The sequence below is a fragment of the Halarsenatibacter silvermanii genome, from assembly GCF_900103135.1.
Lineage (GTDB): Bacteria > Bacillota > Halanaerobiia > Halanaerobiales > Halarsenatibacteraceae > Halarsenatibacter > Halarsenatibacter silvermanii.
Genome location: NZ_FNGO01000002.1, coordinates 34132 through 57996 on the forward strand (window position 1 = coordinate 34132; position 23865 = coordinate 57996).

Sequence of the window (23865 nt, forward strand, 5' to 3'; positions counted from 1 at the left end):
CATCGCTTCATCAACAAAACCAGTTTAAAAGTCAAAGCCCATCTCCAGTCCGATAGAAGCACCATCCCAGCCATCAAGACTCATATCGAGCAATCTGGTGCTGAGTGATATCCGGTCGGTCAGCGCATAATCCAGCTTGAGTTCTGTCTCGCGCTCGTCGGTATTAAATTCAGTCTCGGTCTCTATATAAAGCCTGTCGCTGACATTATGACCGACAAACAGGGTGACCTCTTCGTCCCATCCCAGCTCATAGGTCCTCACCTCTAAGGTGTCAAGGTCCAGTCTCTCGCGGATGCTGCGCTGCCAATCGAGCAGGCTGGTATGCAGAGTTTCGCTAATCCAGCGGAAAGCCTCCCGCTGGATCAGACCGCCAAGCGAGCGTTCATCCTCTTCCAGCAGACCACCGACCCCGCCGCGGCGGGCCAAAAGGGTTAAGATCTCCTCTTCTGTCATCTCAGGAACCGAACTGAAGGTGGTGCTGATATTATCAGGGGTTCCATCGATAGTAACTGTTATATTGTTATCCTCAATGCGCGTTTCTGCCCGGGCCCTGACTCTGGGCACTACTCCGCGGGCCGAAGAAAATTCGGCCCCGGCGTCCTGGATTGTAAAACGATTATTATAAACAAAGGCCCAGCCGTCGCCGGCATCTATGCTGCCATCGAGCGCGAATTGCTCGCGGTAGGTCAGAAGTAAGCTCCCCTCCTGAATCCTGAGTTCGGCATTTTCGTGCCGGGCATAATTGTTCTCGCCCGTTTCTATGGTGATCTCGAGCTCTGGCTGAAATCTGCCCGGATCGGCCTCACCTGCATCAGCGGCCACCTCCAGCTCCTCTTCGGGCAGCACAGCCTCCATATTATCAAATCTCAACTCGCCGGTTATCAGCGGTTCAGGACGGCTGCCGGCGATATTTACATCGCCGCTAAAATCAGCAGTGCTCTCCTGGTAGGCCAGCGGAATCTCATCGAGCTGAAAGCTGAGATTCCAGAAATCTTCAGCGCTAAAAAGATTTAGACGGCCGCTTCCATCTATCTCCCCTCCATCCATCTCGGCCGATAGATCCATCAATTCCACGGAAGAACCGGAAAAATCCAGCCCAAACCGACCGCTGATCGGGCGCTGATCAGGCAGAGAAAGCTCATCCAGGTCGATCTCAAGTGAGCCATCGAGCTCGGGCTCCTCTAAATCTCCCCGGCCGGAAATCCGGCCTCGAAATTCTCCTTTGAGAGCATTAAGACCGGGCAGAAACTCGTCAGTGACGGCAAATGGAAAGTCCTCTGCTTCCAGATCAAAACGCGCCTCCTCAATTTCCTCGGCCAGAGGGACCAGCGCCTCCAGTTCGAGCCTGTCGCCGGCGGAGGTGATGAATTCCTGATCAAGCTCCAGGATCAGATCTTCATCCAGCCGGGCCAGCCCCTTAACCTCATTGATACGATAATCATTGATAGCAAACCCGGCAATTTCGGTGCTCAGTTCGGCTTCAAAAGCTTCCAGCGGACCTTCCAAACTTCCCGCCAGCTCGACCTCGCCTTCCAGCTGGTCGTACCCTTCCGGCATAAATTCCGCTAGCCTTTCCAGCCTGATATCGCTGCTGGTCAGTTCCAGATCAAAACTATCGGTGATGGTACCCGTGAGATTGATCCGGCCCCAGGTTTCATCCTCAGCCGCCAGCTGAAGGTCGACATCAGTATTCGGCCGGGTATAGATACCCTCGATCGAGGCCTGCCCGGAGACGTAATAGGGAAGCTCCATCTCAAGATCGTAACCCATTTCGGCCAGGTAATGATCCAGGCGCAGATCTTCAGCGCTCATATCGATATCGAGGTCGGGCTCGTCCAGGAGGTTATCGACCCGACCGGACAGCCGGATCCTGCCAGAACCGGGCAGCCAATCTCCTCTCTCAACGAAAAGCGCATCGTCCTGATATTGCGCTTTACCGCTCAACTCACCCAGTTCATGATTCTGCCAGATGAGTTCGGCGAGTTCAAAATCGATATCGTAAGCCGGATCAGTATAACTGCCGGAAGCTTTACCCCGGGCATGACCGATACCGGATAAATCCTGTTCGAATTCGGGAAGATGCCGGGAAAGATTGGCCAGCTGGTAATCGGAAACACTATAACTCGCGTTAAAAACTTCCTCCTCAAAAGAACCGGCCAGAGTGAACTCGGCTGAATCTCTCTCCATAGTAAGCTCTTTTATTTGATACGGTTCGCCTGTGCGCCAGTACATATCAGCACTGGCATCGAGAAATTCTATCTCTATATCGGGGGCAAAATCGGGAGAGAAGACGGTGCTCTCTGAGCGGGCTTTCGGTATGACCTCCAGATCATCGACAGGCCCGACTATATCGACCGTGCCGCTGGCCCAGCCTTCCAGCGGCAGCGCTATCTCGAAGAGATCATTAATATATTCATAGCTCATATTGTCGACATCCAGGCTCAGATCGAGATCCGGAACCCCGGCACTGAAATCTATCGCACCTCCCCCGAAGACCTCAGCTTCGCGGCTATCATATACAGCGTTCTCGATTTTCAAAACCCTGCTCTCCCCATCAAAATAAAGTTCGCCGCCGCCCTGGCGGACATCGGCACCGTAAATTTCAGCTGCGGGCACGTCCAGCACAGCCTCAACTTCCGGAGCAGAAATATTTCCCTTAACGCTGCCGGCCAGATCTGCCCTGCCGGTCAATTCCGGTCTATCGATTTCATGGCCCAATTCTTCGGCAGTCATTTTTATCCGGGAGGCCAGTTCGTCCAGATCTATCTCATCAGTATCAAAGCTGATGTCAAGCATTTCATCGGCCAGATCAAAGCTGCCGGCCGCCTTTACAGCACCCACTTCCCCTTCGAAACTGAAACTACCTATCTCCAGCAGGCCATCACCGTACCAGATTTCGGTGGAAAGATCGATCGCAGTCAGACCGGCAGCTGATAGCTCGCGCAGATCGGCTTCGAGGCCAACCTGAAGATTTTCGGCAGTTATACCCCGGCCTGAACCCTCAGCGGAAAAGTCAAGCCGACCCGATTCAGGCCAGCTTTCCGGGCCTGCTTTCTCCGGCAATCCGGGAAGAGTTCCCGCCAGCATTTCAGCTTCGATATCCCGGCCGACCAGAGAAAAATCATAAATAAGATCTGATCCGGAAAGGTCGGGCAAAAGTTCAAGCAGGGTTTCATCCGAACCGGCCAAACTCCCCTCGAGCCTTAGTCCGGCCGGCCGGTGATCAGTAAAATCAAGGTCAGCGCTGTAAAAAACAGGTTCTCCCTGGCGCCAGCTCAGGCCGAGTCCGCCGGCCAGAACTTCCTCACCCATCTCCATATTCGGAGCTTTGACATCTATTTCCAGTTCCGGCCCACCCCCGTCGGAGACAGCCGCCATTTCGAGCGAGCCCCGCCCGGGGGAAAAATCTGCAATATCCATCTTCTCAAATTCATCGTCAACAGAAAATCCGTCGGGAAGAGCTGAAATAAACTGCTCCCAGTCGAGATCGTGCCCGCTCAGATCAAAAGAAAAATCCTCGAGCGGATCGCCGCTATCGAGAAAACCCTGTCCGGAGAATTCTCCCCCGGCCAGAGAAAAATCCAGCTCAGGCAGCAGAAATCTATCGAGTTCACTGTCATAACTCCAGCGCCAGCTGCTGTCCGCAGCTGTGAGAACTTTATCGATCTCTCCGGGAGTTTCCGCCGGGAAATAACCAATTTTCTCAGCCCCTCCTTCTCCCTCTACCTGCAGCCTGCTCAGATCCGAACCGCTGCCCGAAAGAGAAAGCTCTATCTTTTCGGAGAAATCCCCGACATCAAAGACTGCTCTACCAGCATGTCCGGCTGACTCCAGTCTCTCTTCGATAAGCGGATCCACCAGACCAGAAACATCCGGTATTCTCAGCTGGCCATCGAGCTGCCAGCTGTTATTTACAAGATAGGTCGACATTTCCAGCTCTGCAATCTCAAAATTATCCGGTTTAAAACGCGGATGCTGCAGTCCTGATATGCTGATATCACCGGAAAAAGCAGCCTCCATCTCGTTCCTCGCTGGACTGTAATACTCCAGCCGCAGATCGTCTGCTTCGAAAGAACTATTCCCTTCCTGATAGCTCACACTGGCCTCACTGATTACCATCTCGGCCCCTGCAGGCAGAGAGGGAAGGGCATTCCAGATTTGATCAGGGTGCAGATCCAGATCCTCGATATCATCTTCATCATCTTCCAGCTGCAGAATCTCGCCTTCAGGATCTCTTATCTTCACCTCCGGCTGACTGGCGGTTATTACCTCCAGGTTGTCAATAAAAGCCGGCACAAGTTCTACTTCCAGCCTTTCTTCATAAAGCCGGGATAAAAACCGGCTTAAATCATAATAAATTTCCAGCTCAGGCACCGATAAACTATAATTGTCTGCCTCTATATCCAGATCACTGACATTGATGCGGTTGAGGGGCAGCAGGCTGACCTCCTCATAACTTATTTCAGCCAGCAGCCGCCTTTCCAGACCGGCAGTTATCTGCCGGCCCAGATGATCCAGCTGCCCGTCCAGATAGGAGAAATAAGGAATGCCCACAGCCGCCGCCAATAACAGCAGCAAAATAATAACTTTTTTCCAGCTCATAATTCGGGGCCTCCCTTAATTAACTACCCGGCCAGGTATTAATTCCGGAGGAGGCCGAATTTATCTGCTTTCACCGTTGTCATCGTCCTCCTCGGGCAGCTCGTCGTCCTCAACCTCCCGGGAATTATCATCGGAAATTGTAAAGTCTATATACAGCTCTCCTTCTAATACATAATCGGTGGATTCAACCTCTCTGATCCGCTCTTCCTCGTCCACCTCTTCCGGAGTTATCTCCTCCTGTTCGGGTTCCTCTTCCGGCTCCTCTTCTTCATCGGGAGCAGGTCTTTCTTCCGGCTCCGGTTCTTCTTCAACATCTTCTTCTTCCTCCCAGTGAGGAATACCGGGATAACCGGGATAAACCTCCATAACCAGGTCATTGTACTGAGGAAGTTCGACAAATTCTAAAAGCATAGGCTCCAGATCTGTAAACCCCTCAACAGAAGCCGAAAGATCTTCATCGGCAAATTCATCGGTATCGACCGGTCTGTAATCGCGGGTGGGACCGCCGCTAATAGATAAACTGGCAGGACCGGGATTGATATCATCGGGTAGTTCTATGGTATATTCCAGCTCTTTCTTTTCCTGACGATAGGGGCGCAGCTTAACGCTGATGTCCAGTTCATCACCGGGTTTTATCTCAGCTTCATCCTCTTTTATCTCGGCCTCCTGCAGCAGTGCTACCTGGTCCTCTTCTCTTACGGTCACAGAGTACTCGATGTCAAATAGACCGGCATCCTGGAAAGGATTGTTGCTGATTATATCCATAATGACCTGCAGATCTTCCAGGCTGCGGGCGGCTATGTCATGCTGACTGTAGTACATGTTGTCCCGACGCAGTACCACTTCCTGCAGTTCGTTGGCCATAACCCGCACGGTAGTTTCAGCTGTTCCTCGACCGATGCGGTCCAGTGTGCTATCGAGAGTTTCCAGCGAAATCAATCCCGGCAGGCTTATAAGCAGATCTTCATCATCTATAATCTGCACATCTATACTGTTTTTAACTTCTCTATCCTCATCTTCGACCTCTATATTGAGAGGGACAATATCGGGATAATGGTCGATGCCGCCGCTGATTCCAGCCAGTCTATCCTGATCGATTCTCCCTATCGGCTGGGGGAGTGGAGAACCTAGCTTGAAAGGCATATCGCCCGGTATAATCGAACTTATATGGGCCTGTCCCAGAAAGAAATCCACATTACCCCGGTGGGTGAAGGGATGTCCCATGGCCAGAATTTCATCATCCTGGCGATATGTCATGGTGCCGATGCTGGCGATAGTCACGTCTCCGCGGGCCAGTTTGACCGAGATGGCGCTGCCTGGCTCCAGCTCGGGATACTCCTCGGGTTCCATGCGCGGTTCATCAGATCCAGGTACAACTTCGAAATCGGTCATAAAAAAATCTTCCAGATCGGCCTCCAGCCTTTCCTGGCTGCGGCCGGATAAACCCGCGGTGATAAGCGGGGTTTTCATCTCGGGCAGCTCTTCCATTCCGCTTCCCGGATCTGCTTCCTCATCGGCCAGAAGCTCCAGCATCGGCTCGACGGGAGTGGCCAGAGCATAGCGGCTATCAGACTCAGCCCAGCCGTAGGATATAGCTCCTATAATTCTATCATCTACATAAAGAGGACTGCCGCTCATGCCGGAGGCGACACCGCCGGCTTCCTCTATCTTTTCGCCGGAAAGGTAGACCAGGATAAGATCCTGTCCCTGCTGATAATCCGGCAGAACATCGATCACCTCAAAATCAAACTCATCAACTTCCACACCGGAAAAAACGGTAAGACCAGTTCCCTCCATACCCGGCTCGATATCATTCAGAGACATAATTTCCTCTTCCGGAATAATTTCATCGGCCTGAGCGGTATCTGCTGCGATAAAACCGGTCAGCATTATCAATAATCCTGTAATCAACAGAACAAAGGTTATGCGATAACTCAATTTTTTTTCGGTCAAAAATATCCAACCTCATTTCTTGTGAATGACAGATTATTGCTGGTAAGACTTTTTCTCCTTTTCAAAGATTATATCCTGGAGCTCGTCCATCTCCTCCAGAGCCTGACCTGTCCCCCGGGCCACGCAGGTCAGAGGGTCCTCAGCCCGACAGACCGGCACTCCTGTTTCTTCAGAAAGAAGCTTTTCCATATTGTCGAGCAGCGAGCCCCCGCCGGTCATCAGAACACCGCGATCCATGATATCTGAAGAGAGTTCCGGTGGAGTCCGCTCGAGCACGCTGCGAACTGCCTCGACTATAGATTCTATCGTCTCGGCCATTGCCTTCTGAAGCTCACCTGCTCTGATAATCTGATTTTGGGGAAGACCTGACATGAGGTCTCGACCTCTGATTTCGTAAGTTTTCTCCTCTTCGTCCTCTTCGATCAAAGCGCTGCCGATCTCGAATTTCAGCTCTTCAGCGGTGGAAGTACCGATAACCATGTTATAATTCTCGCGAACAAAACGCACTATATCTTCATCCAGGGTGTCTCCTCCCAGCCTGAGCGACTCGCTTACAACGATGCCGCCCAGTGAAATGACTGCAATCTCGGAAGTTCCTCCTCCGATATCTATGATCATGCTGCCGCTCGGTTCAGCCACGGGCAGACCTGCGCCGATAGCCGCCGCCAGCGCCTCCTCGATAAGATAGGTCTTGCTGGCACCTACCTGGCTGGTGGCTTCTTCCACCGCCCGGCGCTCCACTTCGGTTATTCCCACCGGAATGCAGACCATTATCTCCGGTTTGAAGAAAGGACGCCTTTTGGTGACTTTGGAAATAAAGCGCTTTAACATTATCTCCGTCACCTCAAAATCAGCTATAACACCGTTTTTCAGAGGTCGGGTAGAAACTATATTGCCGGGGGTGCGGCCCAGCATGCGCCGGGCTTCCTCGCCGACAGCCAGCGGCTTATTTTTGTTCTCATCGATGGCTACCACCGAGGGTTCCTGCAGAACTATGCCCTCTCCTTTTTTATACACTAACACATTGGCGGTGCCGAGGTCTATTCCAACTTTTGATGAAAAATTAAGACCAAACATACTCAGCTATTTTCCTCCTCATGCGGTAGTAACCTGGTTTTTTCGGTCCCGGACCTGTTTTATTCTGCCGCCCAGCCCGGAAATCTTTTCAATTATATTCTCGTAGCCGCGGCGGATATGATCTACCTCATCGATCATTGTCTCGCCATCAGCGATCAGGCCGGCCAGCATCAAAGCTGCCCCGGCTCTGAGATCGGGCGCTGTCACTTCAGCCCCTTTCAGGCTGCTGGGATTTATCAGAGCAGAATTATCATCTAGCTGGATGCTGGCCCCCATTTTATTCAATTCATCGACGTGAGAAAATCTATCCTCCCAGACCGTTTCGGTCACAACACTGCTGCTCTCAGCCTGAGTTAAAAGCACCATCATCTGCGCCTGAAGATCGGTGGGGAAGCCGGGATAGGGAAATGTCTTTACATCCACTGATCTCAACTTTTTCGGTCTGGCCACGCGCACTCCGGAAATATCCTGTTCCAGCTCGACACCCATCTCCCTGAGTTTGGCCAGAAGAGGCTTTAGATGTTCATCGAGCACATTCTCGACAAATACATCTTCCCCGGCCAGGGCCCCGGCAATGATATAGGTGCCTGCCTCGATGCGGTCGGGGATTATCTCATGTTCAACCCCCTGCATTTCATCCACACCTTCAATCCTGATTACATCTGTTCCCACGCCTTTAATACCTGCTCCCATCACGGTCAAAAAGTTGGCCAGATCGACAATCTCCGGCTCCCGGGCGGCGTTCTCTATAGTGGTTTTACCTTCGGCCCGAGAGGCGGCCAGCATGATATTGATGGTGGCTCCCACACTGGGATAATCGAGATAAATATCTCCTCCGGTCAGGCCGTTTTCGGTCCATACTTCAACACAGCCCTCCTCGATGCTGACCTCAGCCCCCAGAGCTTTAAACCCTTTCAGATGAAGGTCTATAGGCCTGCTGCCTATGCGGCAGCCGCCCGGCAGACTGGTACAGGCTCTGCCCTCTCTGGCCAGCATGACACCCAGTATGTAATATGAAGCTCTCAGCTGACTTGCCAGTTCAGGATCAGCCTCAAAGCAATCAAGAGTACGGGGATCGATCGTCATACTGCTCTCTTCATACTCTACCTCCGCACCCATGCACTCGACTATTCTGGCTAAATTTTTCACATCGTTGAGTGCAGGGATTTCTTTTAAGCGACAGGGAGAATCGGGCAGCAAAGCGGCTGCTATTATGGGCAAAGCCGCGTTTTTAGCACCGCTTATCCTCACCCTGCCCGAAAGGGAAGGACTCTGCTCTATATGAAATTTATCCACCGGAAATTCTCCTTTCTCTGCTTTTATAGGTTTCAAATTTTTACATTTTTGCAGTCCGGCTCTTCAGTTTCTAAATTAGACTCAGAAAACAGACTCAGAAAACAACCTCAAAGTAGATCAAAATGGTTCACGCTATTAAAATTAAATTCTCGACTCAAGACTGAATTCCTCTCTCATACTTCGATCTATTTGGCCGCAGACCGAAGCTTTTTACACACTTGAAAAACATTATACCATAGACGGAAGGGTTTTTTCATCCCCGATAGCCGATAGGTACAAAATTAGCATTAAAAGCAGCGGTAAGGAAAAAGAAAAAAAGTGAAGAGAAATCAGGATCTTCCTGTCTTCAGCTGGAAAATAGGTGTGTCAAAAACCTTATTTGGCTGCACTGGAGGGTATAAAGCTTCGTTCACGATGAAATTTTTCCTCTGTTTAAGTTTAGTTTTCGGCCGCTGATAACAGGAAGAAATAGGGATTATTGCTGATTGTTGAAAAATAGCAGAGATTTCAGGGAGGTAAATAGAAGAAAAAATGGGTTCATCCTGCTGGACTCAAGAAGAACCTAAAAAAAACCAAAAATGAAGCAACCCCCCGATTGAGCGGGGGGGGTAATTAAACATCCGGTTTTAAATCTCCAGTCCACTCGAATTCAAATCAATTATTCCTCGGAGTAGCTCATAGCTCTCTGTCTGTCTTCTGCAGCTCTCAAGCGGGCTTTAGCTCTTTCCAGGGCAGCCTCAGCTCTGGCCTCGTCAATACGGCTTTTTTCTTCGCGCAGGCGCCTCTGGGCCCGCTCTTTAGCACGCCGGGCTCTTTCCACATCTATCTCTTTGGGGAGTTCGGCCGTGCGAACTATAACGTTTATCTTCTCGGACTTGACTTCCATAAACCCATCGCTTATGGGAACAGGTATCTCCTCTTCGCCCGTCTTTATCTCCATAACACCTATCTCTAAAGCCGTAACCATCGGCGTGTGACCTGCCATTATGCCGATATCTCCGTCGATGGCCCGGGCGACCAGCATCTCGATGTCATCGTCAAAGACAACCCGCTCAGGGGTGATAACCTCAAGTCTGATTTTGGCAGGCATTATTTATCACCCGCTTCCGACTTCTTTAGCTTTCTCCACAGCATCGTCGATGCTGCCTATCATATAGAAAGCTTCTTCGGGCAGGTCATCATGTTTGCCATCGAGAATTTCGCGACAGCCGCGTATCGACTCCTCTATGGTGACGTATGCACCCGGAATATTGGTAAACTGCTCGGCTACGTTGAAAGGCTGCGAGAGAAAACGCTCGAGCCGGCGGGCCCGGTTGACAACGATTCGATCCTCTTCGGAAAGCTCTTCCATACCCAGAATAGCTATGATATCCTGCAGGTCCTCATATCGCTGCAGAACCTCCTGTACCTCACGGGCGGTCTCATAATGGTCCTCGCCGACAATTCTGGGATCGAGGATTGAGGAGGTCGAATCGAGCGGGTCTACCGCCGGATAAAGTCCCTGTTCAGCCCGCTGCCTGCTCAGAACTGTAGTCGAATCCAGGTGGGCAAAAGTCGTTGCCGGAGCGGGATCAGTCAGGTCATCGGCCGGCACATATATGGCCTGAACCGAGGTGATCGAACCCTGCTCGGTCGAAGTTATGCGTTCCTGAAGAGCACCGACATCCTGAGCCAGCGTGGGCTGATAACCCACCTCTGAAGGCATCCTGCCCAGAAGCGCGGAAACCTCCTGACCGGCCTGAATGAAACGAAATATATTGTCGATAAAGAGCAGAACATCCTGACCAAACTCATCCCGGAAATGTTCGGCCATGGTCAATCCGGAGAGGCCGACACGCATCCTCGCTCCCGGGGGCTCGTTCATCTGACCGAAGACCAGGGCGACTTTATCGAGTATATCTGCTTCCTGAAACTCCCGCCAGAGATCATTACCCTCTCTGGTTCTCTCTCCGACTCCGGAAAAGACGGAAAGTCCACCGTGTTCGATGGCTATATTGTTTATTAGTTCCTGAATCAACACAGTCTTGCCGACTCCAGCTCCGCCGAAGAGGCCAACCTTACCTCCTTCAGCATAGGGAGCCAGAAGGTCGACAACCTTGATTCCGGTCTCAAAAATTTCGGTAGAGGTCGACTGTTCCTCATAGGTAGGCGGGTCGCGGTGAATGGATTTAGTTTCTTCTGCTTCCACCGGCCCGGCATCATCGATCGTATCACCCAGCACATTGAAAATCCGTCCCAGCACTTCTTCGCCCACGGGAACGGAGATGGGCTCGCCTTCATTGACGACTTTCATACCCCGCACCAGACCGTGAGTGTTGTCCATGGCTACAGTTCGGACACGATTATCGCCGAGCTGCTGCATAACCTCGCAGGTCAGATCTATATCTTTTTCCTCATCCACAATCCTGACGGCGTTATGGATGTCCGGAAGCTCACCCGGTGGAAACTCGGCGTCGACAACCGCACTGATTACCTGAACTACTCTTCCGGTTGTTTGCTCATCATTCGCTTCAGTCACGCCAATTCCTCCTTTGATTGACATTCAGCTTAAATTTTATCACTGCAGGGCCTCAGCACCGCTGACTATCTCGGTGATCTCTTTGGTTATCTGTTCCTGACGGGCCCTGTTATAAGATAGAGTCAGTTCATCGATCATCTCTTCCGCGTTTTCAGTAGCATTGTCCATGGCTGTCATCCGTGAACCAAATTCGCTGGCTTTGGACTCGAGTATAGCCGAATAGAGAACATTGTTGAGATACTGCGGTAAAATGGTGTCCAGAACTTCGGGAATTGTCGGCTCATAAAGATAGCTGGCTCCGCTTTTCTCCTCCGGCCTTTCCTGCTCCTGCTCTATCAACTCTTCTTCCTCTGCCACCCTGGCTTCTTCTTTTTCGGTCGGTATATCGGCTGGCAGCAGTGAGATATCACGCACACTCTGGCTTAAAGCCGATTCAAAATGAGTGTAGATCAGATGCACCCTGTCGATATTTTCGCTCAAATACAGATCTATCACCCGATCTGTAACACGGCGGGCAAACCAAAAACTGGGATAATCGTCAAGATCGACATAATCGGCTGCTATCTCGTACTCCTGGCGCCGAAAGGTGCGATAGCCTGTACGCCCCAGAACCACCAGCTGATCTCCTCTGCTGGCTAAAGCATTAAACCGTCTGATAACTTTAGTATTATAGGAACCGCAGAGGCCGCGGTCCGAAGTCACCAGCATATAAAGCTCACTATCACCTTCGGTGGGTTCTAAGAGCGGATGCTCGGCCGTTTCATCGGTATTATGGACTATATCGACCAGAACTTCTCTGGTACGATTGAAAAAAGGTCGAGATTGTACGGCCTTTTCCTGGGCCCGCCTCAATTTGGCCGACGCAACCATCTTCATCGCCCGGGTAATCTGCTTGGTATTTTCAACAGTATCTATGCGCCTTTCGATATCGCGCATCGTTTCCATGGGTTAAACCACCTCTCATAAACTCTGTGACTGTCTGCAGCTTTCAGGTCTTTATCACCCTTACTCGCGCTCGGGCTCCTCTTCCTCCTCACCTCTGTCGACGAGGCTTTTTTCCTCTATGGAGAAACTTTCTTTGAACTCCTGTATCGTCTCTATCAGTCTTTCTTCTATTTCATCAGTCATCTCCCCTGTGTCGACAATATTTTCCAGGAGATCATTGTAGCTCGAGCGCATGAAGGAAAGATATTCGGCCTCAAAACGATCTAAATTGTCGACGGGGATGTCATCGAGATAACCTTCAACCACGGCAAAGAGAATAACTATCTGCTCCTCAACCGGCATGGGATCGTTCTCATCCTGAGTGAGGATTTCAACTATCCTTTCACCGCGAGCCAGGCGCTGCTGGGTCGATTCATCCAGATCGGAGCCGAATTGTGCAAAAGCTTCCAGCTCGCGATACTGAGAAAGATCAAGCCGCAGAGTACCGGCTACATCCTTCATGGCCTTTATTTGAGCATCGCCACCAACTCGCGATACAGAAGTACCGACGTTTATAGCCGGGCGAACGCCCGAGAAGAACAATTCGCTTTCTAAATATATCTGACCATCAGTTATCGAAATAACATTGGTCGGTATATAGGCGGAAACGTCACCGGCCTGTGTTTCGATGATGGGCAGAGCCGTCAGCGAGCCGCCGCCATAATCCGGATTGAGTTTGGCTGCTCGCTCCAGAAGACGCGAGTGAAGATAAAAGACATCTCCAGGATAAGCTTCACGTCCGGGAGGACGGCGCAGAAGCAGCGACATGGCGCGGTATGCGTCGGCGTGTTTGGATAGGTCATCATAGCAGACCAGCACATCATCGCCGTTTTCGTACATGAAATGCTCGCCCATGGCACAGCCCGCATAGGGAGCTATGTACTTCAGGGGAGCGGGTTCGCTGGCGGTTGCCGCCACTATGATGGTGTGCTCGAGTGCGCCTTCGGCAGCCAGCCTCTCTCGCAGCTGGGCTACGTCAGATGCCTTCTGTCCTATGGCTACGTATACGCATTTTACGTTGGTGTCACGCTGATTGATTATGGTATCGACCGCGATAGCAGTCTTACCGGTCTGACGGTCGCCGATTATCAGCTCACGCTGTCCGCGGCCTATGGGGATCATCGAATCTATAGATTTAAGACCGGTCTGCAGCGGAGTTTTTACCGGCTCACGGGTGACAACACCGGGAGCTTTGAATTCAGCAGGTCGGGTGCCCTCGGTTTCGATCTGACCCTGGCCGTCCAGCGGCTCACCCAGCGGATTAACCACCCGGCCCAGCAGATTCTCACCGACGGGTACCTCTACTACCCGGCCCGTTCTGCGAACTTCATCGCCTTCATCAATAGCTGTCTCCTCTCCCAGAATGACGACCCCGACGTTATCTTCTTCCAGATTAAGGGCCATACCGAAAATTTCACCGGGAAATTCGACCAGTTCCATCGACATGCAGTCTTCCAGACCATAAACATGGGCAATTCCATCGCCCACATCGAGCACAGTCCCCACGCCGACAGTTTCCAGTTCTGCTCCATAATTCTCGATCTCTTTTTTTATAATCGAACTGATTTCTTCAGGTCTTATATTCATAATTCATTCCACCCCTAGTTTGCTTACAGGAATTTGTTCCAGCTGTTTTTGAATTTTCTCCAGCTCGCCCTGGATGCTGCCATCTATTATTCTATCGCCAACTGTTATCTGAAATCCGCCGATTATATCTTCATCAACCTCTGTCTCCAGTTCGATATTGTAACCGGTAATGTCGGAGAGTCTGACACGGATTCTGTTCTCCAGTTCCTCGGGCAGCTCTATGGCCGAACTGAGCTCAACCTCCAGTATCTTTTCAGCTTGGTTATGTCTTTTTTCGAAGTCACGAACGATATGATGAAGAAATCTGATTCTCCTCTTATCGATCAGCAGCTGGCAGAAATCCCTGGTGATATCGCTTATCTCATCGCCGACGATATCCAGGAAGACCTCTTTTTTCTTTTCATCATTTATGCGGGGATGATAAAGAAGGTTTTTAAAATCTCTAACCTCGGATACAGTCTCGCGCAGCATCTTCAGGTCTTCGGCGACCTGTTCCAGCTCGCCTTCTTCCTGAGCCAGCTCGAAAACTGCCTGTCCGTATTTGCGGGCTACTTCGTTCTCTATCATCCGAGCTCACCGAGCTGAACTTCATCCAGCTCTTCCAGATAGCTTTCAATTATCTTTTCCTGGTCCTCTCTATCCAGCTCCTGCTGTAAAAATTTGCCTGCTACCTGCAGCGAGATGCTCGAAACCTCCCGCCGCAGCTCGTCGGCTGCCTCCTGGCGGGCCTGTTCTATCTCGGCCATGCGCCTTTCTTTTATGCGTGCAGCTTCCTCTTCGGCATCGTTTATGATCTCTTCAGCCCTCTCTTCACCGCGCTCTTCAGCTTCATTTATGATTTTCTGAGCTTTCTGGCGGGCTTCTTTGAGCTGCTGCTGGCGCTGTTCTTTCAGCTCCTTCGCCTCTTCTTTCTGACGGCGGGCTTCCTCCAGGTCGCTTTCTATCTTGCTCGAGCGCTTATCGAGCATCTCGGTAACGGGACCGTAGAGGAACTTGCGGAGCAAATACAGCAGCACAAAAAAGTTTACCAGCTGCCAGATAAAGGTCGTATTCAGATCAATCAAACCGCGCTCACCTCCTGAGATGTATAAGTAACGGCTATTTCTACGTTCTGCTCTTATATCTCCTTCAAAGCTGCTTCAGCTGATTCCATAAATAATTAAATCATTCCGGTTCTCCGGCTGCGATAAAACAGCACTCCGGCCGGAAAAATTTCCGGCCGGGGGATCGCTGCTTAAACTTAAAGAGCTATAGTAAAGATCAGCACTATAGCTATAACCAGGGAATAGATACCGGTCGACTCGGCGACAGCCTGCCCGAGCAGCATGGTGGTGATTATGTTTCCTCTGGCTTCGGGCTGACGGCCGACTGCCTCGACAGCTTTACCGGCTGCATAACCCTGACCGATACCGGGACCTATACCGGCTATCATGGCAAAGCCGGCCCCCAAAAGCGCGGCAGCGGTGATGATCGTTTCCATAAATTCAGGTGCTAATTCAACCATTTTCTGCTACCTCCTTTATAAACTTGCGAATAGTTTGGTGATTTGATTATCTTTTCTCGACTCTGACAATCTGCTTCTTCAATCAGGTCAAATAGTTCTCAACCTCGTTTAATTGTTATCAGGCCCGAGCCACAGCTATATAAGCTATAGCTATCATTCCGAATATGAGGGCCTGAACTGAACCAACAAAGAGATCAAACCAGGCGTGCAGCGGCACTGGTAAAACCCAGGGAGCAGCCTGGTAAATGAGCATGACTATGATACCGCCTCCCACCATGTTACCGAAAAGACGAAAGGAGTGGGAGATCGGTTTGGCCAATTCCGAGACCACGTTGAGCGGAAAGAGTATAATAGTCGGATGGGCAAAACTTTTTATATAACCCAGAGGCCCCTTTACCTTCATGCCCTCATAATGGCTTATCACAAAGACCAAAAGCCCCAGTGACAGCGTCGTATTCAAATCGGCTGTGGGATTATCTACCGCAGGTAAAAATCCAACCAGATTGGAAAGACCGATATAAATAAATATAGTGCCTATCAGCGGCAGCATGCGGCGCCCATGCCCCGGCATCATTGGTTCTATCTGCCCTAATATCAACTCCACTATGGCCTCTCCCAGATTCTGCAGGCCGGACGGCACCATCTTCATCTCTCTGGTGGCCATACGGGCCCCCACTATTAAGACTATACAGACCGCCCAGCTCCAGACAAGGGTGTGAGTTATGGGCAAGGCTTCATGACCGAATAGGTGGGTGACCACCTGTGGACCAGGATCCATCAAAAAACCTCCTTTCCTGCTAGAGATTCTTCAGCTTGTGCGGCAGGTCTTCCTGCTGTGAATCTCCAACCTCGCTGTCAGCAATACTCTCGTTTACGTATTCCTCTTCCAGTTCATGTCGGCGCAGAGTACCCAGCGGCGATATCCTGAAGTTCTCCCGTTTTTCCTGAATAAAAGAACGGATCATCTCCATAACTGCTGAGAATATTATGGTGAATTTCAGCAGCAGCAGCCCCAGCGCCGCAGCCAGAAGATCCAAGTTCGGCTGCCAGGCAGCTGCAGCCAGCACCACAAAAAAGATAAAATAATTGATTATCATTCTATTGCGAATAAACCTGCGGGCGGCTTCTTTGTCCATCTCCAGAGCCCGCCGGCTATGTATGAGCTTGAGCCTGAAAAGCAGCAGGGCCACACTGAGGCCGAATATCAGACCCAAAACCGCCTCCAGCCTCCCGGAAATAACAGCTGCTCCGATCATCCAGAAACCGGCAAAAAGCGTTCGTTTTGTTAATGCTTTAACAACCTCTGCCGGAGATCGGGCAAAGATATTTTCATTCATCCCCCATCACTCCAGTAATAATCTGATAGACCCCATAAAAACCGCCCCCAACTCCGATAATCAGGCCGAGAAGGGAAAACCAGGGTTCTGAGGAGAGAAGACCGTCAAAAAATGAGCCTATAAAATATCCCAGCCCGATCGCAACTATCATGACAAGTCCCAGATAACTCAGCAGTCCGGCGGCTCTTATAATCCTGGACCAATCATTTTTTTCCATAATCCTGCTCTCAGTCCTTATAGAGCTCGCTTTTGAATTTTCAGAGCGAAAAGAAATGATCCTACCTGCCGGAAAATAATTCCAGCAAAATTCCGCTTCTAATCTACTTTTTTCTGGATATCATTATTGATTCCTGCCTTGCTGGTAAAATAACTAAAATTCAGCCAATTTGCAGATTGTTATTTATTCATTTCCTGCTGACGTCCCTCGCGGGATAGCTTTCTGCCGTCGCGAGGAATTTCCACCGAGAACACCCCAAGCCGCCAGAACCCATAAATCAGAAAACTGGCTGCTATCAAAATCACAAGCAGGCCTCTGTGAAACTTGAGGCTGTTGACCAGCACGGCCAGAACTCCCAGAAAAACGCTGATGAGATAAACTATAAAAGCAACCTGGCGCTGTGTCCAGCCCAGAGCCAGCAATCTGTGGTGGAGATGACCGTGATCAGCCTGGGAGATGGGACGGGAGTTATAAAAACGGCGCACAATGGCGTAGACAGTATCAAAAATAGGTATGCCCAGAACCAGCAGAGGCACCAGAACTGTTACTGCTGCAGCGCTTTTTAAAGCCCCGAGAATAGAGATGGCTGCCAGCAGATAACCCAGCAGCATCGAACCACCGTCGCCCAGAAATATCTGGGCTGGATGAAAATTGTAACGTAAAAAGGCCAGGGTGCTGCCCCCCAGCGCCAGCATCATCAGAGCCGAGGCTGCCTGACCCTCCTGCAGACTCACAGCAAAAAGGGTGACAGCGGCTATGGCAGAAATCCCGGCTGCCAGCCCGTCCAGTCCGTCGATGAGATTAATTGCATTGACGATGCTTACCACCCAGAGGAGGGTAAAAGGTATACTCAAAAGCCCGAGATGGATCATACCACCGGTCAGGGGGTTGGTAATGAAGTCGATGCTGATGCCGAAAGGAATTAAAGCGGCAGCGGCCAGAAGCTGTCCTAAAAATTTGCCCATGGGCGGAATCGGTCGCAGATCATCCGCTGTACCCAGCAGCAAAATCAAGCTGCCGCCGACTAAAAGACCGCGAACATCCCGTCCGACGCCCTGGCTCTGCAGAAGAGCCAGGGTAAAACCGAAGTATACAGCCAGACCGCCGAGATTGGGAACCCGACGGATATTTATGCGTCGGCGGGAAGGTTCATCAACCGCTTCCAGCCGGTGCGCCAGCTCCCTCACCGCCGGCGTTAACAGATATGTAATTCCCAGTGAAATCAGCAGAACACTGAGATAGGCCATAATCTCCACTTCTCCTCTGCTATTTTATTCTGCTTATTTTCTGCCGGACGGCTTCTGTCCGGCATCCGAAATCATTTAGTGCCGTAAAGCCTATCACCGGCGTCACCCAGCCCGGGAACTATGTAAGCATGATCGTCGAGATGATCATCCACGGCCGCGGTATAAATATCAATATCCTCATGATCCTCGCGCACTCTTTCGATGCCTTCAGGGGCGGCTACCAGACACATAAATTTGAGACTGCGAACCCCTCTGCTCTTAACGGCATCTATAGCAGCAGTTGCCGATCCTCCTGTAGCCAGCATCGGATCTATTACCAGCAGGTCACGATTTTCGGTATCGGGAGGGAGCTTGCAGTAATACTCGACCGGTTCCAGCGTGTCGGGATCGCGATAAAGCCCGACGTGTCCCACTCTCGCCGCAGGCATCAGCTGGAGAATGCCGTCCAGCATACCCAGACCAGCCCTCAAAATAGGGACCACACCTATCTTCTTGCCGGCTATTCTGGGAGATTTAGTGCTCGTCAGCGGAGTTTCGATCTCGACCTCCTCCAGCGGAATATCGCGGGTAACTTCGTAGGCCATGAGCATGGCCAGTTCATTTGTCAGTTCGCGGAACTCTTTTGGTCCGGTATCTTTGTCCCTCAAAAGCGTGAGTTTATGTTTCATCAGTGGATGGTCAAATATAAATACTTCACCCATTATTCATTCATCTCCCCTTTATTCTCCATTTTGTCCACCCGGCGGGCGTGTCTTCCCCCGGAAAAATCAGTCGATATAAAAGCTTTGACCACATCTTTGGCCAGGCCCGTTCCTATCACTCTTTCTCCCATGGTCAATATACTGGCATCATTATGGCTGCGGGCCATGCGGGCAGAATAGGTATCATGACAGCGGGCCGCCCTCACCCCGGCGTATTTGTTGGCTGTCATGCTCATACCGAGGCCGGTACCGCAGATAAGAAGCCCCAGTTGAGCTTCCCCGGCAGCCACCTTTTCGGCTACACGGGATGCATAATCGGGATAATCAACAGATTCTTTCTCCTGATCCACCCCGACATCGGTCACTTTATATCCTTCTTCCTCAAGCCAATCGATTATTTCTTCCTTGAGGGAAAATCCCGCGTGATCAGAACCTGCTGCTATAACCATTCTATCACTCCTGGTATCAAATTTGCCAGCCTCTTTTGGTGTTTTTGTCGTTTCAGTAAAAAAATCTGCCAGCCGGCTGGAAATCTCTTCCATCATCTTCTCCATCTGTTCCCGTGTTTTTTCATAGGTGCTCTGACTGCCGCCGAAGGGATCGTTCACATCTCTCCCGTCTTCCGTAAATTCCCCCAGGCTGAAAACATATTCCTCTTTTTGAGGATATCGTTCTTTGATTTCCCGGGCCTGAGAGGCTGTCATTGTAAGTATCAGATCAGATCTTTTTACCAGGTCTTTATCCAGGGGTCTGCTGGAATGTTCATCGGGCTCGATTCCTGTTTTCTTCAGAGCCATTTTAGCTCTCTCGTCCATCCTCCCTCCCCGGATGGCGGTCAGACCGGCGGAACTAAAGCTGTAATCGGAGTCGTCAGCAAATTTTTTTCTCAAAAGTTCGACAGCCATAGGACTACGGCAGGTATTTCCTGTGCAGACCAGAATTATTTGCTTCATAGAATTTATTCGCCCCCCTGCAGTCCCTTCTGCCTGAAATCATTTTTCCGGCGAGGGATCCAGACTTATAATTTCAGTGGCAGCTTTGCGAAGTCTATTCATAATGGCTTCACCCAGTCCTTCCTCGTTTATGGCTTCTACCATGATCAGTTTTCTTCCTTCATCATCCAGGCTGCGCAGATAGGTGAAGAGATTGTGAGCTATCTCCTGCATATTCTCCTCGCTGCCGATGATGACGGGTTTGATATGCTGATCTGCCCCCCGTTCTGGATCGCTGTAAACCGCGACATCTTCGCTTTCAGCTATGCTTTGACCGGTCGCTTTCGATACCAGCAGAGCGCTGTGAGCTCGCTGACGACCGGCATACTTCCAGATCTCTTCCGGGCTGCCCTCCTCCAGCAGTTCCAGCCTGGCAGAAGGAGCGTAATGACGGTATTTCATGCCCGGCGAACGGGGTAAATTATCCTCTGGAGTGACGTCATAACAGCGTTCAATTTCGGCGTCCCGCCCCAGAGCCTCGCGGAGCCGGGAGGCAGAGATACCACCTGGGCGCAAAATTTTCGGTATTTCTGAAGTCATATCGAGCACGGTAGATTCCACTCCGATCGGACATTCGCCGCCGTCTAAAATCAGCGGAATGCTGCCTTCCATATCGGCCAGAACATGTTCAGCCCGGGTAGGACTGGGCAGGCCCGATTTGTTGGCGCTGGGAGCTGCCACAGGCAGACCGGAGCGGGTCAAAATTGCTCGCGCTACAGGATGTGATGGCATTCTGACCGCAACTGTATCAAGGCCGGCACAGATGACTCCCGGAACTTCATCAGAGCGAGGCAGTATCACTGTCAGAGGCCCCGGCCAGAAACGGGCGGTCAGCTGCCTTACCGCCGAAGGCACAGTCCCCCGCGTGAGTCGATTCAACTCCTCGCGGCTATAAACATGAACAATGAGCGGGTTATCTTCAGGTCTATCTTTGGCGGCAAATATACCGCGCACAGCCCTTTCATCCAGTGCATTAGCTCCCAGTCCATATACCGTCTCGGTGGGAAAAGCAACCAGCTCTCCCCTCTGAAGCAGACTGGACGCCTTCTTAACTGCTTCAGTCCCCAGCAGCTCCCCGGGAGAAACGCCCGTATCTACTTCCAAAACTTCGGTCTGCAATATCCCTTTCACCTCTTTTCTCGAATTTAATGGTCACCTGCTCTCAGTTTCGGCGGACAAAAATCATGCGGTCCCGACCGGCTCCATCCTGTTTCAATTCGGGTTCGCCGAGCCCCTCCTGTTCGGCAGTCATCTCCTTCATTCTCTCCCCCTGATCATGACCTATTTCCAGAGCAAAAAGTCCCTCTGGCCGAAGCAGTGAAACAGCCTGTGGTAAAATTTTGCGATAGCAGGAAAGACCATCTTCACCAGCTGCCAGAGCACGGCGGGGCTCCTTCTGAACCCTGCGGGGCAGTTCTTCCATCTTTTCTTCCGGTATGTAGGGCGGGTTGGAAACAACAAGATCAACCCCGGCCTCCTTCTCAGGTAAAAGGGGGGCTGCCCAGTTGCCCGCCAGCGCTGCCGCTCTTTCTTCCAGATCATGCTTTTTTATATTGCGGCGGGCCAGTTTTACAGCTTCAGTCGAAATATCGGTTCCTATAGCTTTCGCTTCGGGCAGATATTTAACCAGACTTATCATTATCGCCCCGGTGCCTGTGCCCAGATCTACTATCTTAAGCTGCTGCCAGTCGTTTTGTCGGCAAAAGGCAAGAATTTCTTCCACCAGTTCCTCCGTCTCGGGGCGGGGAATCAAAACACCCGGTTCGATTTCAAATTCCAGGGACATAAATTCCGTCCGACCGGTTATATAGCTGATAGGAACACCCCGGGCTCTTTTTTTTAGCCGGCTGCGGTAAGCGGAAAGCTCCTCATCGTTCAGAGGATAATCGTAATTTACATAGAGTTTTATACGCTCGGTCGAGAGCAGATCGGCCAGAAGAACCTCCGCATCCAGCCGGGAGTTATCGACACCATGATCGTTCAGGAAATCATCTGCCCTGTCCAGAACCTCGCGAATTTTGCTGGCCATGTCCTCACTCCTGCTCAAAGATTTTCCAGTCTTCTTTTCATATCCTCTTCTATAAGCGGTTCTATCAGCTGATCGAGCTCCCCATCAAGCACGCTCTCCAGCTGATGGATTGTTAGATTTATACGATGATCGCTGACCCTGCCCTGAGGAAAGTTATAGGTTCTGATTTTTTCGCTGCGATCGCCGGAGCCCACCTGACTGCGGCGCTTTTCCTCTCTTTCGCGGCGTTTTTTCCGTTCCATCTCCTCTTTGAGACGAGCTCTCAAAATCTTCATGGCCCTGTCTTTATTTTTGTGCTGAGACTTTTCATCCTGACAGGAAACTGTGATATCAGTGGGTTCATGGGTTATGCGCACGGCCGAATCGGTGGTGTTCACGCTCTGGCCTCCGGGTCCGCTGGAACGATAATAATCTATCCTCAGGTCGTTCTTATCCAGCTCTATCTCCACCTCTTCTGCCTCGGGAAGCACCGCCACTGTGGAGGTGGATGTGTGAATTCTGCCGCTCGATTCGGTGGAGGGAACCCGCTGTACGCGGTGTACACCGCTTTCGTATTTGAGATACTTATAGGCATCATTGCCGGAAACGCTGAAAATTATCTCTTTAAATCCTCCGACTTCCGATTCGCTCGAGGACATGGTCTCGACCTCCCAGTTTCTATCCTCGGAATACTGGGTATACATGCGGAATAAATCGGCAGCAAATAAAGCGGCCTCATCTCCGCCGGCCCCGGCCCTTACTTCAACGATGACATCTTTCTCATCGTCGGGATTATCAGGCAGAAGCATGATAGGCAGCTCTTCTTCCAGCTCTTCCAGCTCGGGTCTAACCTCTTCCATTTCGGATTGGGCCAGCTCCTGCATATCCTCATCATCGCTCATCTCCAGAATCTCCTCAGCTTCTTCCTTCTGCTCGCGCAGCTGCTGGTAACGTTCATATTTTTCGATGATTTTTTTGAGGGAGGCATGCTCCTGGAGAAGCTTTTGATATTTCTCACTGTTATTCATGATCTCAGGATCGCCAATTTTTTGATTGAGATCCTCATATTTATCCTTGAGCTCATCAAGTCTATCTAAAACTTCCTGCTTCATCATAAAATATTACACCTCTCAAACTTTGCTCATAATGTTTAACCGCCAACCTCATGACAGGAACGGCAGCGCGCCTCGTAAACTTCATCCGCTCCCACCATAATTACCGGATCATCATAACGGGCTGGCTCACCATCAATAAGGCGCTGAGTACGGCTGGCAGGTTCTCCACACTGCACACAGATAGCATGAAGTTTATCGACGTACTCCGCTCTGGCCATGAGCTCCGGCACCGGTCCGAAAGGCTCACCGCGGAAATCACGATCGAGTCCGGCCGTAATGACCCGGGTATCCTGGCCGGCCAGTTTTTCACATATCTCGATTATCTCGCCGGGAAAAAATTGAATCTCATCGATCCCCACAACTTCGACTCCTTTATCCAGCCGCGAGACAATCTCCCCGGGATGATCGACGGGCACCGCTTCAAAACTAGCTCCATTATGGGATACCAGATTTCCTTCGCTAAAACGATTATCGAGGGCGGGCTTAAAAACTCTGATCTGCTGATCGGCAAAACTGACTCTGCGAAGCCGGCGAATCAACTCCTCGCTCTTGCCGCAGTACATAGGTCCGGTTATGATTTCTATCCAGCCGCTGTTGCTGATCTCATACATTGAATCCCTGATCCTCCTCAAATAATATACGGTCCTGAAATAAACTCTCCCCTGCTGGTGCAGGGGAATAAAATATCAATAGGTGATAAATCTCAGGATACAAATACTGCCGTTAA

The 23865-nt window shown here is 50.9% G+C and carries 21 protein-coding genes; all 21 read right to left on the minus strand.

Annotated elements, in window-relative coordinates:
* Positions 1-24 precede the first annotated feature (24 nt).
* A complete protein-coding gene (locus BLT15_RS01150) occupies positions 25-4602 on the minus strand; it encodes a translocation/assembly module TamB domain-containing protein (protein WP_089757847.1) in 4578 nt (1525 codons plus the stop codon).
* A gap of 60 nt (positions 4603-4662) precedes the next feature.
* Positions 4663-6555: a SpoIVB peptidase S55 domain-containing protein gene (locus BLT15_RS01155; RefSeq protein ID WP_089757849.1), complete on the minus strand. Its 1893-nt coding sequence runs from the start codon at positions 6553-6555 to the stop codon at positions 4663-4665.
* A gap of 33 nt (positions 6556-6588) precedes the next feature.
* Positions 6589-7632 (minus strand): rod shape-determining protein, encoded by a 1044-nt coding sequence (gene mreB, locus BLT15_RS01160; protein ID WP_089757851.1) that lies wholly within the window; start codon positions 7630-7632, stop codon positions 6589-6591.
* A gap of 18 nt (positions 7633-7650) precedes the next feature.
* Positions 7651-8928, minus strand: a complete 1278-nt coding sequence (gene murA / locus BLT15_RS01165) for a UDP-N-acetylglucosamine 1-carboxyvinyltransferase (RefSeq protein WP_089757853.1) — start codon at positions 8926-8928, stop codon at positions 7651-7653.
* 658 nt (positions 8929-9586) lie between these two features.
* Positions 9587-10018 (minus strand): F0F1 ATP synthase subunit epsilon, encoded by a 432-nt coding sequence (locus BLT15_RS01170; protein ID WP_089757855.1) that lies wholly within the window; start codon positions 10016-10018, stop codon positions 9587-9589.
* Positions 10019-10024: 6 nt separating this feature from the next.
* Complete coding sequence (gene atpD, locus BLT15_RS01175; RefSeq protein ID WP_234985451.1) at positions 10025-11446, minus strand: F0F1 ATP synthase subunit beta; 1422 nt, start codon at positions 11444-11446, stop codon at positions 10025-10027.
* Between the two features lie 39 nt (positions 11447-11485).
* Entirely contained in the window at positions 11486-12391 is a 906-nt protein-coding gene (atpG, locus tag BLT15_RS01180) for an ATP synthase F1 subunit gamma (RefSeq protein ID WP_089757858.1), read from the minus strand.
* A gap of 60 nt (positions 12392-12451) precedes the next feature.
* A complete protein-coding gene (atpA, locus tag BLT15_RS01185; protein ID WP_089757861.1) occupies positions 12452-14017 on the minus strand; it encodes a F0F1 ATP synthase subunit alpha in 1566 nt (521 codons plus the stop codon).
* 3 nt (positions 14018-14020) lie between these two features.
* Positions 14021-14584, minus strand: a complete 564-nt coding sequence (atpH, locus tag BLT15_RS01190) for an ATP synthase F1 subunit delta (protein WP_089757863.1) — start codon at positions 14582-14584, stop codon at positions 14021-14023.
* Complete coding sequence (gene atpF / locus BLT15_RS01195; RefSeq protein ID WP_089757865.1) at positions 14581-15081, minus strand: F0F1 ATP synthase subunit B; 501 nt, start codon at positions 15079-15081, stop codon at positions 14581-14583. Before atpF ends, atpH begins: the two co-directional genes overlap by 4 nt.
* Before the next feature lie 176 nt (positions 15082-15257).
* Positions 15258-15521 carry an ATP synthase F0 subunit C gene (gene atpE / locus BLT15_RS01200; RefSeq protein WP_089757867.1) on the minus strand — a complete coding sequence of 88 codons (264 nt, stop codon included), beginning with the start codon at positions 15519-15521 and terminating at the stop codon, positions 15258-15260.
* Between the two features lie 118 nt (positions 15522-15639).
* Positions 15640-16299 (minus strand): F0F1 ATP synthase subunit A, encoded by a 660-nt coding sequence (gene atpB, locus BLT15_RS01205; RefSeq protein WP_089757869.1) that lies wholly within the window; start codon positions 16297-16299, stop codon positions 15640-15642.
* Positions 16300-16318: 19 nt separating this feature from the next.
* Positions 16319-16858 carry a hypothetical protein gene (locus BLT15_RS01210; protein WP_089757871.1) on the minus strand — a complete coding sequence of 180 codons (540 nt, stop codon included), beginning with the start codon at positions 16856-16858 and terminating at the stop codon, positions 16319-16321.
* Positions 16851-17075: an AtpZ/AtpI family protein gene (locus tag BLT15_RS01215; protein ID WP_089757873.1), complete on the minus strand. Its 225-nt coding sequence runs from the start codon at positions 17073-17075 to the stop codon at positions 16851-16853. Before BLT15_RS01215 ends, BLT15_RS01210 begins: the two co-directional genes overlap by 8 nt.
* A 179-nt stretch (positions 17076-17254) precedes the next feature.
* Positions 17255-18322, minus strand: coding sequence for an MraY family glycosyltransferase (locus BLT15_RS01220; protein ID WP_089757875.1), 1068 nt, complete (start codon positions 18320-18322; stop codon positions 17255-17257).
* A gap of 71 nt (positions 18323-18393) precedes the next feature.
* Positions 18394-19023 carry a uracil phosphoribosyltransferase gene (gene upp, locus BLT15_RS01225; RefSeq protein ID WP_089757877.1) on the minus strand — a complete coding sequence of 210 codons (630 nt, stop codon included), beginning with the start codon at positions 19021-19023 and terminating at the stop codon, positions 18394-18396.
* On the minus strand, positions 19023-19976 hold the full coding sequence (rpiB, locus tag BLT15_RS13715) for a ribose 5-phosphate isomerase B (RefSeq protein ID WP_089757879.1): 954 nt from the start codon (positions 19974-19976) through the stop codon (positions 19023-19025). The genes upp and rpiB overlap by 1 nt, the downstream gene beginning before the upstream one ends.
* Before the next feature lie 39 nt (positions 19977-20015).
* Complete coding sequence (locus BLT15_RS01235; RefSeq protein WP_200769663.1) at positions 20016-21146, minus strand: L-threonylcarbamoyladenylate synthase; 1131 nt, start codon at positions 21144-21146, stop codon at positions 20016-20018.
* Between the two features lie 31 nt (positions 21147-21177).
* Positions 21178-22044, minus strand: coding sequence for a peptide chain release factor N(5)-glutamine methyltransferase (gene prmC / locus BLT15_RS01240; protein WP_089757881.1), 867 nt, complete (start codon positions 22042-22044; stop codon positions 21178-21180).
* Positions 22045-22058: 14 nt separating this feature from the next.
* Positions 22059-23138 (minus strand): peptide chain release factor 1, encoded by a 1080-nt coding sequence (prfA, locus tag BLT15_RS01245; RefSeq protein WP_427854007.1) that lies wholly within the window; start codon positions 23136-23138, stop codon positions 22059-22061.
* Between the two features lie 35 nt (positions 23139-23173).
* Entirely contained in the window at positions 23174-23749 is a 576-nt protein-coding gene (locus tag BLT15_RS01250; RefSeq protein ID WP_089757883.1) for a thymidine kinase, read from the minus strand.
* Between the last annotated feature and the right edge of the window lie 116 nt (positions 23750-23865).